Genomic DNA, 12,412 nt, shown 5'->3' with positions numbered 1-12,412 from the left:
TGAGTAGTGTCCCATCCCGGCACGTCGAAGGACTGCGCAAGGGGCTGACCCATGAACGGTGAACCAGACCTCTACATCGGAGGTTCCTGGCGGCGCGCGTCCGGCGGCGGCACGCGCGACATCATCAACCCGGCCGACGGAAGCGTCGTCGCCACCGTCGACGAAGCCGGTCCCGACGACGCCCGCGAGGCCGTCGCCGCGGCACGCGCCGCCTTCGACGAGGGCAGCTGGCCCGCCACGCCGGTGGCCGAGCGAGCCGCAATCCTGCAACGCATCGCCGACCTCCTGTCCCGGGACAAGGAGCACGTGGCGCTTCTCGAAACACGTGACACCGGGAAGACGCTGGCAGAGAGCCGGATCGACATCGAGGACGTGATCTCGGTGTTCCGCTATTACGCCCACCTGGTCGCGGTGCAGACCGACAAGATCGTCGATGTCGGCGATCCCGCCGTGCTCAGCCGAGTGGTCCACGAACCCATCGGGGTGTGCGTGCTCATCGCGCCGTGGAACTACCCGCTGCTGCAGATGTCCTGGAAAGTGGCACCGGCGCTGGCCGCCGGCTGCACCATGGTGATGAAACCCAGCGAAGTCACGCCGCTGAGCACCATCGCGTTCACCTCGCTGGTGGAAGAAGCGGGTGTGCCGCCGGGAGTGGTCAACCTGGTGCAGGGCAGCGGCGCCAGGCTCGGGGCGGCACTGACCGACACCGCCGAGGTGGACTTCATCTCGTTCACCGGCGGACTGGCCACCGGGCGCACCATCGCCGAAGTCGCCGCCAAACACGTCACGAAGGTCGCGCTCGAACTCGGCGGCAAGAACCCCCACATCGTGTTCGCCGACGCCGATTTCGACACCGCGGTGGATCACGTGTTGACCGGGGTGTTCCTTCATTCCGGTCAGGTGTGCTCGGCGGGCACCCGGCTGATCATCGAGGAGTCGATCGCCGAGCGGTTTGTTGCCGAACTCGCCGTCCGCGCCGAGAAGATCCGGGTGGGCGACGGGCTGGACCCGGCCAGCGAAACCGGTCCTCTGGTTTCCGAGACGCACCGCGACAAGGTGGAAGCGTATGTGGCGCTGGGGATCTCCGAAGGTGCCGCGCTGGTCTGCGGGGGCCGCCGGCCCGAGGCCCCGGCGCTGGCCAAGGGCTATTTCTACCTTCCCACGATTTTCGACCGGTGCGACCGGTCGATGCGGATCGTCACCGAGGAGACCTTCGGTCCGATCCTGACCGTCGAACGATTCACCGACGAAGCCGAGGCGATCGCACTCGGCAACGACACGCAATACGGTCTCGCGGCGGGTGTCCGGACATCGGACAGCGCCCGGGGCGAGCGGGTGGTGCGGGCACTGCGGCACGGCACCGTGTGGCTCAACGACTTCGGCTACTACACCGCGGCAGCGGAGTGGGGCGGCTACGGGAAGTCCGGTAACGGACGCGAGCTCGGACCGACCGGCCTCGCCGAATACCAAGAGATCAAACATATCTGGCACAACACGGCGCCGCAGGCCGCAGGGTGGTTCAAGGGCTGACGCCCGATGAGCCAAGGCTAGGGAGACAGTCATGGTCATCAGAGAAACGCACGCCGACAGCGGCCTGGACGAGTTCGGTTACCGAGAATCCTTGGACCGCAGTATCGGCAAGTTCGCCAGCTTCGCCGCCGGCGTCAGCTACATCTCGATTCTGACCGGCACTTTCCAGTTGTTCTACTTCGGATTCGGCACCGCCGGACCGGCCTACCTGTGGTCCTGGCCGATCGTCTTCCTCGGGCAGATGGCCGTCGCGCTGTGTTTCATGGAACTCGCCGCGAAGTACCCGGTGGCCGGCTCGGTGTACAACTGGAGCAAGAAACTGGCCAGCAGGTTGGTGGGCTGGACCTCGGGCTGGTTGATGCTCACCGCCTCGATCGTCACCATTTCGGCGGTGGCGCTGGCGTATCAGCTCAACCTGCCACGGCTGTGGAGCGGATTTCAGATCATCGGCGACGGCACCGGGGAATACGACTACGCCGCCAACGCGGTGCTGCTGGGCACCGTGCTGATTGTGTTCACCACGGTGGTCAACGCACTCGGGGTGCGGTTGATGGCGATGATCAACAGCGCCGGGGTTTTCATCGAGCTGATCGCGGCGGTGCTCATCGCCTTCCTGCTCGCCATCCACATCCAGAACGGTCCCGATGTGTTCTTCTCGGCCAACGGGTATGGCGCCGACGAGAGCATGGGGTATCTCGGCGCGTTCCTGGTCGCCTCACTGGCCTCCGGTTACGTCATGTACGGCTTCGACACGGCCAGTTCGTTGGGCGAAGAGACCAGAGATCCCCGGCGCACTGCACCCAAGGCCATTGCCCGGGCCATCCTCGCGTCGTTCGTGATCGGCGGCGCCATCCTGGTTTTCGCGGTGATGGCCGCGCCGAATCTGCAGGATCCCGCGCTCGGCGAAAGCTCGGGCGGCCTGCAGTACATCGTCGAACTGGTCATGGGCGGCCCGCTGAGCAAGGTGTTCCTGGTCTGCATCGTCATCGCGGTGACCGTGTGCACGCTGGCCGTGCACACCGCGGCGATCCGGCTCACGTTCGCCATGGCGCGCGACAATGCGCTGCCGTTCGGCGAACGGCTGGCCACCGTCAACCCGAAGACGCAGACACCGATCGTGCCCGCGGTGACCATCGGGATCATCGCGGTGGTGATCCTCGTCATCAACATCGGTCAGCCCAAGATCTTCACGGTGCTGACGTCCATTGCGATCATCATGATCTACCTGGCCTATCTGATGGTCACCGGGCCTCTGCTGAAGAAGCGGTTGCAGGGCCAGTGGCCACCGGCGGACCTGAAGGCGGAGGGCTATTTCACGATGGGCCGCTGGGGTCTCCCGGTGAACATCTTCGCCGTGGTCTGGGGTGTGGCGATGGCGCTGAACCTGGCTTGGCCGCGCGCTGCCGTGTACGGGGAGCCCTGGTACAACACCTGGGGCGCCTTCGTCTACATCGGTGTGATCGTCGGAGCCGGGTTGCTCTGGTACGCCGTCAAGGGCCGCCACCACATCGGGTGCCTGAAGTCCCATGCCGCGGAGACCGTCCGTGACTGACACCTTCGACTACGTCATCGCAGGCGGTGGTACGGCGGGTTGTGTACTGGCAGCGCGCCTTTCGGAAGATCCCGGGGTCACGGTGTGCCTGGTCGAGGCCGGTCCGTCCGATGTGGGCGACGACAACATCCTGGTGCTGTCCGAGTGGATGCACCTGCTCGATTCGGGTTATGACTGGGACTATCCCATTGAGCCGCAGGAGCGGGGCAACTCGTTCATGCGGCACGCCAGGGCCAAGGTGCTCGGCGGCTGTTCCTCGCACAATTCGTGTATCGCATTCTGGCCGCCGGCAGAGGCACTCGACGACTGGGTGGGCATGGGCGCCCAGGGCTGGGGCGCGGCCGAAATCCTGCCGCTGACAAAACGTCTGACCGAGACGGTACTGCTGCGCGACGTTCCTCCCGAGGATCCGTGTGGTGCGGCGGTGCTGGAGGCGGCCGCGGAGGTGGGCCTGCCCACCGTGGCGTTCAACCGCGGGGAGACGGTACGCAACGGCGCGGGCTGGTTCCAGATCAACGCCGGCGAGGACGGCACCCGCATGTCGAGTTCGTATGCCTTCCTGCATCCGATCATCCAGACCCGGCCCAACCTCGAGGTACGCACCGATTGCTGGGTGGCCGAGATCCTCTTCGATGAGGCCGACAACGCCACCGGGGTGCGCTATCAACGACCCGACCTCACCGGTTATGACAGCGTATCCGCCCGGCGTGAGGTCATCCTGTGCGCCGGCGCCATCGACACCCCGAAGTTGTTGATGCTCTCCGGGATCGGGCCGTCAGCGCATCTCCGCGAGTTCGGGATCGACGTGCGGGTCGACTCCCCCGGCGTCGGCGCGAACCTCGACGACCACATTGAAGGGCTGGTGTTCTGGGAGGCTGCGCGGCCGATGGTGACCACCTCGACCCAGTGGTGGGAGATCGGGCTGTTCACCTGCGTCGACCCCGGGGTGTCCCAACCCGATCTGATGATGCACTACGGCAGCGTGCCGTTCGACATGAACACGCTGCGGCGCGGTTACCCGACCACCGACAACGGATTCTGCCTGACGCCGAACGTGACACAGGGGCACAGCCGCGGTTCGGTGCGGTTGCGCAGCCGCGATTTCCGGGACCGCGCCAGAGTGGATCCGCGGTATTTCACCGATCCCGACGGATATGACGAGCGCATCATGCTCGCCGGGTTGCGGCTGGCGCGCCGGATCGCCGAGCAGACGCCGCTGGCGGCGTGGGTGGCTCGTGAGCTGGCGCCGGGACCCGACGCCACCACCGACGACGAATTGCTGGACTACGTGCACCAGTGCCACAACACCGTGTACCACCCTGCGGCCACCGCCCGGATGGGCTCACCCACCGACCCCCTGGCCGTCCTCGATCCCGAACTGCGGGTCAAGGGGGTGTCACGGTTGCGGGTGGTGGATGCCTCGGCGATGCCGAAACTACCGGCGGTGAACCCGAACATCACCGTCATGACGATGGCGGAGAAATGCGCAGATCTCCTGCGGACTTCAACGTGATCCCACGGTAGGCCGGCGCCAGGGCGCGCCCCGCCGCCACCAGCGGTTCGGTGCTGCGCAAGGTGCGGGCCACGATGAAGGCGCCCTCCAGCGCCGACACCAGCGCCACCGTCAACCCGCGCGCAGTATCCGAATCCAGTCCGCGCGCAACGAAATACGCGGTCCCGCCGTCGAGCCAGCCGGTGAACACCGCGGCCGCGGTCTGGCGCAATTCCTCATCGAGGTCGGCGGTCTCGGCGGCGACGCTGGCCACCGGGCACATGTTCGCGAACCCGGTGGCGGCCATGTCCTCGGCGGCCTGAGTGAAGGCCGACTCGATGGCGCCGGCGAGGTCGGTGTGCGGGTCCATCAGGGTGGGGATGAGCATGCCGTAGGCGATGCCGGCATTGGTCAATGCCTCGCGGGCGATCTGCTGTTTGCCGCCGGGGAAATGGTGATAGAGCGAACCGGTGGGGGCGCCACTGGCTGCCACGATGTCTTTCATCCCCACCGCGCCGTAGCCCTTGGACCGCATCAACTCCGCGGCGGCCGTCACGATCGATTCCCGGGTGGACCTTGCCATTGTCGCCTCCTACCGACACACTAGAGCATACGTTCTAGAATCGCCGTTCTAGTGGAGGGTTGGGCTATGAAATCCGTTGACCTCACCGCGGGCACCGTCGAGTACCGAGAAGAAGGCGACCCGGACGGACCACCCGTCGTCCTGTTACACGGACTGCTGATGAACGACTCGCAGTGGGACATGGTGATCCCGTTGTTGCCGAGCGGTTTTCGCTATCTCCTGCCGGTGCTCCCGCTAGGTGGCCATCGCGTTCCGATGCGCCCGGAGGCCGACCTGACGATGCCCGGCATGGTCGGTGTCGTCGCCGATTTCCTCGACGCACTCGATCTCATGGACGTCTGCCTGGTGGTCACCGACTGGGGCGGGCCGCTGTTTTTGACCGACATCGGCCGCGACAAGCGGATCAACCGGATGGTGATCTGTCCGTGCGAGGCGTTCGGCAACTTCCCGCCCGGCTTTCCCGGAAAGATGACCTGGGTGGCCAGCCGCACCACCGGCACTCTTGCCCTCGCCATGAAACAGATGCGGATCCCGTGGCTGCGTGACCGCTTCTTCATGTGGGGAATGATGGCCAAGAAGTCGATTCCGCAAGCCACGATGGACGCGTGGACCGAACCCGGGCTGGCGGACCGGGCCATCCGCAGTGATCTCCTGAAGTACTCCCGCACCCGGTTCGACCGGCGTGATCTGGTGCGCGCCACCAACCGGCTGGCCTTCTTCGAAGGCGAGGTGTTGGTGCTGTGGAGCCGCAACGCGGTGATGCCCGACGATCACGCGCACCGGCTGGCCGAACTGACGCGCAGCCAGCTGCGCTACATCGACGACGCGAGCGTACTGGTCATGCTCGATCAGCCCGAGCAGACCGCCCGCGAGATCGGCGCCTTCCTGACCCGCACCTGACGCCCGTGTGCCAGGGGTCTACTCCTCGTCGAGCTGGGCGGCGACGTCGTCCGGGATGTCGACGTTGGTGTACACGTCCTGTACGTCGTCGCTGTCTTCGAGCGCGTCGACGAGCTTGAACACCTTGCGGGCGCCTTCGAGGTCGACGGGCACAGTGACCGACGGCTGGAAGCTCGCGTCGGCTGAGTCGTAGTCGATACCCGCGTCCTGCAGCGCGGTGCGCACGGCCACCAGATCGGTGGGCTCGGAGATGATCTCGAAGCTGTCGCCCTGGTCGTTGATCTCCTCGGCGCCGGCCTCCAGGACCGCGGCCAGCACGTCATCCTCGGACAGGCCGTTCTTCTCCAGCGTCACCACGCCCTTGCGGGAGAAGAGGTAGGACACCGAACCGGGATCAGCCATGTTGCCGCCGTTGCGGGTCATCGCCACCCGGACCTCGCCGGCGGCGCGGTTCTTGTTGTCGGTCAGGCACTCGACCAGGATCGCCACGCCGTTGGGGCCGTACCCCTCGTAGGTGATGGTCTGCCAGTCGGCGCCACCGGCTTCCTCGCCCGCACCGCGCTTGCGGGCGCGTTCGATGTTGTCGTTGGGAACCGAGCTCTTCTTCGCCTTCTGAATGGCGTCGTAGAGAGTGGGGTTACCGGCAGGGTCGCCGCCACCGGTGCGGGCCGCGACCTCGATGTTCTTGATCAGCTTGGCGAAGTTCTTACCCCGACGCGCATCGATGACTGCCTTCTTGTGCTTCGTGGTCGCCCACTTGGAATGGCCGCTCATCGGCGAACTACCTCTCTCCCGCTCGAGTTCGACCCGCCAGTCTACTTGGTGGTTTCCCATCGCCGGGCATCGCTGCGGGAGTTTCACATTACGTTGAGACTCAATTCAACGCAGCGTGAGATTATGACGGCGAGGCACGTCGCCTCAACGGTCCGCACACCACAGGACGCGACCAACGCCACCTGAGCCGGTCGCAGTTCGGATCGTGCGGCGGCGACGTCGGCATAACCAGGATCAGCTACTGGCGCGACGGCCCAGCTGGAAGCCGCAATGGAGCGTCGGCACCGGCAACCTCGACACGGTGTAGGCGAGCTTGCGGTTGCTGCAACTCCTCGGACCGCGTTATTGCGCGACCCAGCCGCCGTCGGTGAGCACGCTGCTGCCGGTGATCAACGCCGCCGCGGGTGAGCAGAGGAAGGCGACGGTTTCGGCCACCTCCTCCACCGTGCCGAACCGGCCGAGGGGAATTCGGTCCAACAACGCTTGCGATGCACCAGGATCCCGCAGGAACGGGCGCGTCATGGCAGTCTGCACAAATGTCGGCGCGACCGACACCACCCGAATTCCGTGCGGCGCCAACTCGATTGCGAGCGCTTTCGTCATTCCTTCCACCGCGTGCTTGGTGGCGCAGTAGAGGCTGCGCTGCGGTGCGCCGACATGACCCATCTGACTGGAGATGTTCACCACCACCGCGCTGGTGGATCGGGCGACCGCCTGGCGCACGAACAGCTGCGTCGTTCGCAGTGTGGCCCGCACATTGAGAGCGAGCAGTGCCTCGACGTCGTCCAGGGTGACATCCAACAGGAGTTTGGGTCTGTTGGTACCCGCCGCGTTCACCAGGATGTCGGCGCCGCCGACGTCGCCGAACGTCCGCTGCAGCGCGTCGTCGTCCAGGACGTCGACGACGAACACGCGGGCGCGTCCGCCGGATTCCACGATCCCTGAAGCAACTTGTTGCAATTCGTCACCGCTGCGCGCCAACAGCGCGACGTCGGCGCCACGCGCGGCGAGCAACTCGGCAGCCGCCCTACCGATCCCCCGGCCGGCTCCGGTGACGACCGCGCGCTGCCCGGCCAGACTCAGCCTGTCGAACGCCACGACCTAGCCGGCCCAGGACAGTTCGGCACCACCGAATTTGTGCGCCCGCACATCACCGGAGCGTGCGTGCCCCTCGAAGGACTCGACGCGTGCCGCCCGTCCACACAACCGGCCCAGGGCAGCGCTGGCACCGGGATCAGTGACCTCCTGGTAGGTGACGGTCTTGAGGTACTTGCCCACCCACAACCCGCCGGTGTAGTTGGCGGCACCGCGGGTGGGCAGCGTGTGATTGGTGCCGATCACCTTGTCGCCGTAGGACACACAGGTGCCTTCGCCGAGAAACAGCGCCCCGTAGTTTCGCATCTTCTCCAGCGCCTCACGCGGATTCGCGGTCAGCACCTGCACATGCTCGCTGGCGTAACGGTCGGCCAGCCGGAAGGCGGCGTCCAGATCCTCGACGACAACGACCTCGCCGTGATTACGCCAGGCAGGCTCGGCGAAGTCCGCGGTGGGCATGTCGATCAGCAGGGTGTCGATGTGCTCGATGACCCGACGACCGAGAGCCGCCGAGGTGGTGATCAGCACCGCCGGGGAGTCCGGCCCGTGCTCGGCCTGACTCAGCAGGTCGACGGCGACGACGAAAGGATCGGCATGGTTGTCGGCGATCACCAGGACTTCCGTCGGTCCGGCGAACAGGTCGATACCCACCTCACCGAACAGTTGCCGTTTCGCCTCTGCCACATAGGCATTACCCGGACCTGCCAGCATGTCCACCTTGCCGATGGTCTCGGTGCCCAACGCCAGGGCGGCGACGGCCTGGGTGCCGCCGAGCAGGAAGATCTCGTCGGCGCCGGCGAGATGCAGCGCGGCGACCGTGGCCGCCGGTATCTCACCGCGGATCGGCGGCGTGCACGCGGTGACCCGTTCGACGCCGGCGACCTTGGCCGTCACCACGGTCATGTGTGCCGACGCCACGAGTGGATAACGCCCACCTGGCACGTAGGCCCCCGCCGAGCTCACCGGAATGTTCTTCTGGCCGAGGAAGACTCCGGGCTCGGTCTCGACCTCGAAGTCGCTCAAGGAGTTCTTCTGGTGTACCGCGAAAGAGCGCACTCGCTCCTGCACGGTCTTGATGTCATGGAGCGCCTGCTCGGGCACTCCTGCAACGATGTCGGCGATCTGTTGGTCGGTGAGCCGGAAACTCTCCGGCGACCATTTGTCGAACTTCTGGGAGTACTCCCGCACGGCGGCATCACCACGCTTGCGGACGTCCGCGATCACCGCGGTGACGGTCTCGCGGACCGCCTGGGAACTGTCGCTGTCGACGCTGGTTGGCGTTGCCGCCTTGAGATATTCGGTCATGTTGGCTCCTTGGTGGTTTCAGGCAAGTGCCGGCAGTTCGGTGTCCACGGCATCGGAATGAGCCGCCAACCATCGTTCGGCGTCGATGGCCGCCGCGCAGCCCGACCCGGCGGCGGTGATGGCCTGGCGGTAGGTATGGTCCACGAGGTCACCGCAGGCGAAGACCCCGTCGAGATCGGTGTGGGTGCTTCCGGCATCGGTTAGCACATAACCGTCCGAATCAAGAGCCACCTGCCCGCGCACCAGATCGCTGCGCGGGTCGTGGCCGATCGCGACGAACATCGCGGTGGCGTCCAGCACAGACTCGACGCCGGTGGTGGTGTCCCGCAACCGCAGCGCGCTCACGCCGGTGTCGCCCAGGACTTCGGCGACTGCCTGTCCGGTCTGCCACCGCAGCTTCGGGTCGTTGCGTGCCCGTTCCAGCATGATCTTCGAGGCGCGGAAGTCGGTGCGGCGGTGAACCACTGTGACAGAACGGGCGAACCTGGTCAGGAAGGTGGCCTCCTCCATCGCCGAATCGCCGCCGCCGACCACGGTGATGTCCTGATCGCGGAAGAAGAAGCCGTCACAGGTGGCGCACGAACTCACACCTCGGCCGAGCAGCTCCTGTTCGCCCGGCACCCCGAGATACCGCGGTGCGGCCCCCATCGCCAGGATCACCGCCCGGGTGCTGTACACCTCCCCGTCGACGACAACCTCCTTGACGGCGCCGGACAGCCGGACCTCCTCCACGTCAGAGGTGTGCAGTTGGGCACCGAAGCGGATGGCCTGCTCGCGCATCTGTCCCATCAACTCCGGACCCATGATCCCGTCGGTGAATCCCGGGTAGTTCTCCACCTCGGTGGTGGTCATGAGGGCCCCGCCGTACTGCGTGCCCTCGAAGACCAGCGGCGCCAGTTGCGCGCGGGCTGCGTACACCGCCGCGGTGTAGCCGGCCGGGCCGGAACCGATGATGATCAAGTCATGAATCACGTGAATAGTCCTCTGTTGCAGTAGTTCTGGCGTTCACGTCCACGAGCACCTTGCCGGTGACCTGCCCCTGACACAGTGGCTCCAGGCCGCCGCTCACCAGGTCGTCGAGTGCGATCACGCGGTCCGCTGCGTTGCGTACCGCTGGTGTCGTGGCCAGGATGTCCAGTGCCTCGGGAATGTTGCGGTCGCAGATGTGGGCGACGGTGCCCAACAGGTCGAGTTCACGCAACGCGATGTCGGCAGTGTCCACCACCGGGGGCTGCTTGGGCAGACCCACCAACAGCACCCGGCCGCCGCGGCGGGTGGCGGCGATGACGGTGGCCAAGGTGCCCGCGGCACCGGATGCTTCGATCGCGACGTCGGCGCCGCCCGAGGTGATCTCCGCAACCTCGGCACCGACATCGAACACGGCGGCGTCGAGGACCGTGGTTGCGCCCAGCGATGTGGCAAGGCGCAGGCGCTCCGGCGCGACGTCGGAGGCGATGATGGTCCGGCACCCGCGCGCCGCGGCGCCGGCGATGAGGAACCCGCCGATACCGCCGGCGCCGTTGATCCACACGGTGTCCTCCGGTGTCAGCCGCGCCCGGTCCAGGGCGTGCAGCGCAACGGCGAACGGCTGGGTCATCGCGGCCCCGTCGTCGGGCACCGCCTCTGGGACCGGAACGCAGATACGTGCCGGGGCCGTGACAAATTCGGCCATCCCGCCGTGCGCCTGCAATCCCAACGTGTAGTACTGCTCGCACAGGTTGGGCCGGCCCTGCCGGCACCAGGCGCAGTTGCCGCACCACACACCGGCCCCCGGGACCACGCGCTGCCCGATCAGACCCTCGTCGACGTCGCGTCCGACGCCGACCACCCGCCCCACGAACTCGTGGCCGAGGATCACCGGACCGTGGTGACCGCTACGCGGGTTGGGGTCGAGCAACGGCGTCACCACCGGTCCGCGACTGAATTCGGCGGCGTCCGAACCGCAGATGCCGGCGCGAATCACCTCGATGAGGATCTCGCCCGGCCCCGGGCCGGAGGGGTCGGCGAGCGTCTCGATACGCACGTCACCAGCGCCGTGCAGAACCGCGGCCCTCATGACTGCGACCCCATGAACGCCGCGAACCCCGGCATGGCCAGCGCTGCCGGCGTCGGTTCGAATTCGATGACCTCATACCGGGCCAGTCCGGTACGGACAAACGGATCCTCGGCCAACAGCGTACGAAACGCAGCCAGGTCGGCAGCCCGGCCGATGACGACCCCGCCGACCGCGGGAGCCTGCCGCCCGGACACCAGCAGGTGGCCTGACTGGTATTGCCTGCCAATCCAATTCAGATGTTCCCCCCGCACCGCGTCGATCTGCTCGAGAGGTTTGGTATAGGTGGACACCGCCACGAACATCGCCGTCATGACGCCAGGAACCCGCCGTCCACCGGCAGGATGACCCCGGTGATCCAGTCGGCACCCGGCGAGGCCAGAAAGGTCACCGCCGCGGCCACATCGTCGGGCACGCCGAGTTCCGGCCACGGGTGCAGCGCCTGGATTTTGGCAAGCGTCTCCGGGTCATCGAACGCGGCGCGGTTCATGGCCGTGGGGAAGTAACCGGGCGCCACCGCGTTGACGTTGATCCGGTGGGGTGCGTTCTCGATGGCGACCGCACGGGTGAAGTTGTGGATCGCCCCCTTGGACGCGGAGTACGCACCCAGGTCGGCCTGCCCGATGTCACCGGCAATGGAGCCGACGTTGACGATCTTGCCACGCGACCGGCCACGCACTTCCTGGGCCAGCATCTGGCGCACCGCCGCTTTGCAGCCCAGCCAGGTACCGGTGACGTTGATCTCGAAGGTCCTGTCCCAGGTCTGCCGCGGCTCGTCGACCACCGAGTAGTTACCCAGGAACGCTCCGGCATTGTTGACGTACACATCCAGGGTGCCGAACGCTTCGACAGCGGCCCGGACGGCGGCCTCATGGTCGTCGGCGCTGGTCACATCGGCCTGGATGTACTCCGCTTTGCCGCCGCGCTGCCGGATCAGGTCGTCGGTGTCGATGTCGAGATCAGGTTCGTAGCCTCCGGCCAGCGCACTCTTGCGGATGTCCGAACACACCACCGAAGCGCCCGCCGCCGCCAACGCCAGTGCGATCGCCCGGCCGTGGCCCGAGCTGGCACCCGTGACGACCGCCCCCTTACCTGCGATGCTGAATGACATGGATTCCTCCTGTTGTG

The 12,412-nt window shown here is 66.6% G+C and carries 12 protein-coding genes; 4 read left to right on the top strand and 8 right to left on the bottom strand.

What is annotated here, in order from left to right; genetic code table 11:
* The first annotated feature begins 51 nt into the window (after positions 1 to 51).
* Genes NL241_RS15480 through NL241_RS15470 form a run of 3 tightly spaced genes read left to right on the top strand, consistent with a single transcriptional unit; the run spans position 52 to position 4,595 of the window.
* Positions 52 to 1,530: an aldehyde dehydrogenase family protein gene (locus tag NL241_RS15480; protein ID WP_494397999.1), complete on the top strand. Its 1,479-nt coding sequence runs from the start codon at positions 52 to 54 to the stop codon at positions 1,528 to 1,530.
* 31 nt (positions 1,531 to 1,561) lie between these two features.
* Positions 1,562 to 3,082 carry an APC family permease gene (locus tag NL241_RS15475; protein WP_487692677.1) on the top strand — a complete coding sequence of 507 codons (1,521 nt, stop codon included), beginning with the start codon at positions 1,562 to 1,564 and terminating at the stop codon, positions 3,080 to 3,082.
* Positions 3,075 to 4,595 carry a GMC family oxidoreductase gene (locus NL241_RS15470; RefSeq protein WP_494397998.1) on the top strand — a complete coding sequence of 507 codons (1,521 nt, stop codon included), beginning with the start codon at positions 3,075 to 3,077 and terminating at the stop codon, positions 4,593 to 4,595. Before NL241_RS15475 ends, NL241_RS15470 begins: the two co-directional genes overlap by 8 nt.
* On the opposite strand, the gene NL241_RS15465 is transcribed toward NL241_RS15470, so the two are convergent.
* Positions 4,546 to 5,157, bottom strand: a complete 612-nt coding sequence (locus NL241_RS15465; protein ID WP_494397997.1) for a TetR/AcrR family transcriptional regulator — start codon at positions 5,155 to 5,157, stop codon at positions 4,546 to 4,548. The two genes, NL241_RS15470 and NL241_RS15465, sit on opposite strands and share 50 nt — an antisense overlap.
* A gap of 66 nt (positions 5,158 to 5,223) precedes the next feature.
* On the opposite strand from NL241_RS15465, the gene NL241_RS15460 reads away from it, so the two are divergent.
* Complete coding sequence (locus NL241_RS15460) at positions 5,224 to 6,057, top strand: alpha/beta fold hydrolase (RefSeq protein WP_494397996.1); 834 nt, start codon at positions 5,224 to 5,226, stop codon at positions 6,055 to 6,057.
* An 18-nt stretch (positions 6,058 to 6,075) separates the two neighbouring features.
* On the opposite strand, the gene NL241_RS15455 is transcribed toward NL241_RS15460, so the two are convergent.
* The 7 genes from NL241_RS15455 to NL241_RS15425 form a co-directional block, all read right to left on the bottom strand.
* Positions 6,076 to 6,831 carry a YebC/PmpR family DNA-binding transcriptional regulator gene (locus tag NL241_RS15455; protein WP_487692672.1) on the bottom strand — a complete coding sequence of 252 codons (756 nt, stop codon included), beginning with the start codon at positions 6,829 to 6,831 and terminating at the stop codon, positions 6,076 to 6,078.
* A 342-nt stretch (positions 6,832 to 7,173) separates the two neighbouring features.
* Positions 7,174 to 7,929, bottom strand: a complete 756-nt coding sequence (locus NL241_RS15450; protein WP_494397995.1) for an SDR family NAD(P)-dependent oxidoreductase — start codon at positions 7,927 to 7,929, stop codon at positions 7,174 to 7,176.
* 3 nt (positions 7,930 to 7,932) lie between these two features.
* Positions 7,933 to 9,231 (bottom strand): histidinol dehydrogenase, encoded by a 1,299-nt coding sequence (gene hisD / locus NL241_RS15445; RefSeq protein WP_494397994.1) that lies wholly within the window; start codon positions 9,229 to 9,231, stop codon positions 7,933 to 7,935.
* A gap of 18 nt (positions 9,232 to 9,249) precedes the next feature.
* Positions 9,250 to 10,224, bottom strand: coding sequence for a thioredoxin-disulfide reductase (gene trxB, locus NL241_RS15440; RefSeq protein ID WP_494398317.1), 975 nt, complete (start codon positions 10,222 to 10,224; stop codon positions 9,250 to 9,252).
* A complete protein-coding gene (locus NL241_RS15435) occupies positions 10,193 to 11,287 on the bottom strand; it encodes a zinc-dependent alcohol dehydrogenase (RefSeq protein ID WP_494397993.1) in 1,095 nt (364 codons plus the stop codon). The genes trxB and NL241_RS15435 overlap by 32 nt, the downstream gene beginning before the upstream one ends.
* Positions 11,284 to 11,598, bottom strand: a complete 315-nt coding sequence (locus NL241_RS15430) for a YciI family protein (protein WP_494397992.1) — start codon at positions 11,596 to 11,598, stop codon at positions 11,284 to 11,286. Before NL241_RS15430 ends, NL241_RS15435 begins: the two co-directional genes overlap by 4 nt.
* A complete protein-coding gene (locus tag NL241_RS15425; RefSeq protein WP_494397991.1) occupies positions 11,595 to 12,395 on the bottom strand; it encodes an SDR family NAD(P)-dependent oxidoreductase in 801 nt (266 codons plus the stop codon). Before NL241_RS15425 ends, NL241_RS15430 begins: the two co-directional genes overlap by 4 nt.
* Positions 12,396 to 12,412 lie beyond the last annotated feature (17 nt).

The organism is Mycolicibacterium sp. SMGY-1XX (genome assembly GCF_059132455.1).
The sequence above is the reverse complement of the archived record's forward strand: the minus strand, read 5'-3'. Positions and strand labels throughout refer to the sequence as shown.